This is a genomic window from Vibrio sp. 1580 (assembly GCF_033340055.1).
This window is the reverse complement of sequence record NZ_JAWOVT010000177.1, coordinates 1-814: the sequence shown is the minus strand read 5'-3', so window position 1 is coordinate 814 and position 814 is coordinate 1. Positions and strand designations below refer to the sequence as shown.

At 44.1% G+C, this 814-nt stretch carries 2 protein-coding genes; both read left to right on the top strand.

The genetic code is table 11. The features are described from left to right. The coding region (locus R7093_RS24835; protein ID WP_318146966.1) for a hypothetical protein at positions 1–181 on the top strand (181 nt) is incomplete at its 5' end. A gap of 109 nt (positions 182–290) precedes the next feature. Next, positions 291–761, top strand: coding sequence for a hypothetical protein (locus R7093_RS24830; protein ID WP_237307250.1), 471 nt, complete (start codon positions 291–293; stop codon positions 759–761). The last annotated feature ends 53 nt before the right edge of the window (positions 762–814 follow it).

The window sequence follows — 814 nt, the reverse complement described above, 5'->3', positions numbered from 1 at the left end:
CCCCGAATCACGCCTAAATCCACCAGCAAAATCACATCACCTGATTACCCGCATGATTTTACTGACGTCGCCGACGGGAAATCCACCGAACCTATATTACCGCCGCCACCGTCGAGAAAATGTAGAAAACTGTGTTGGAAAGACAGGAACAGTACCGGAAAAGACAGGAAAAAACCCCTAGGCGTAACAAGCAGCAAAACGAATTTATATTATTGAATTGTAAGAGCCCTTACTGGATTCGTCCGGTAGGGGCTTTCTTATTTCTAGCTCAATGAAATAAAGGAGTTTCTATGAACCAAGCCAAAAACAGCAGGAAGAATGCAGGAGTTGATACATCTAAAGCCACGCCAGAAGGCAATCCATTCTCTACCATTCTCGAAACAGGTGAAGCACCCAAACTAGGAGCAAAAGCCCAAGGAAAAATCCTCTATGAAATTGCTCAACATAATGAGGACAAGCAGCTCTATTTTCGAATTGCCGGACAAAGTGGTGGGGCAGGATTGCATTCAAAACACTGGGTTCCACTTAACGAACTATTCCAGTTGATCGAATCTCAAGGTGATAACCCGTGGAAAAGTCAGGTCTATAAATCCCTATATCCTTCAGGTTCAGCCAATAACCAAGGTTTCTGTGCCTCAATAGTTAGAGACTTAGGTCTAGCCAAAAAGTCCGAATCATCAATTTATCTTCACGTACTAGGCGACGAATACCAACAGCTAAAAGCAGAGCTGTTAGCGCTCGCAGACAAGAAAACAAAATAACCCTTCCATTTATCGTCGTTGACGTCGTTTCGACGACGCCGACAGCAATCACT

What these genes read in the sequence shown, in the direction of transcription:
- R7093_RS24830 (WP_237307250.1), top strand. Translation starts at nt 291, where the DNA reads ATGAACCAAGCCAAAAACAGCAGGAAGAATGCAGGAGTTGATACATCT.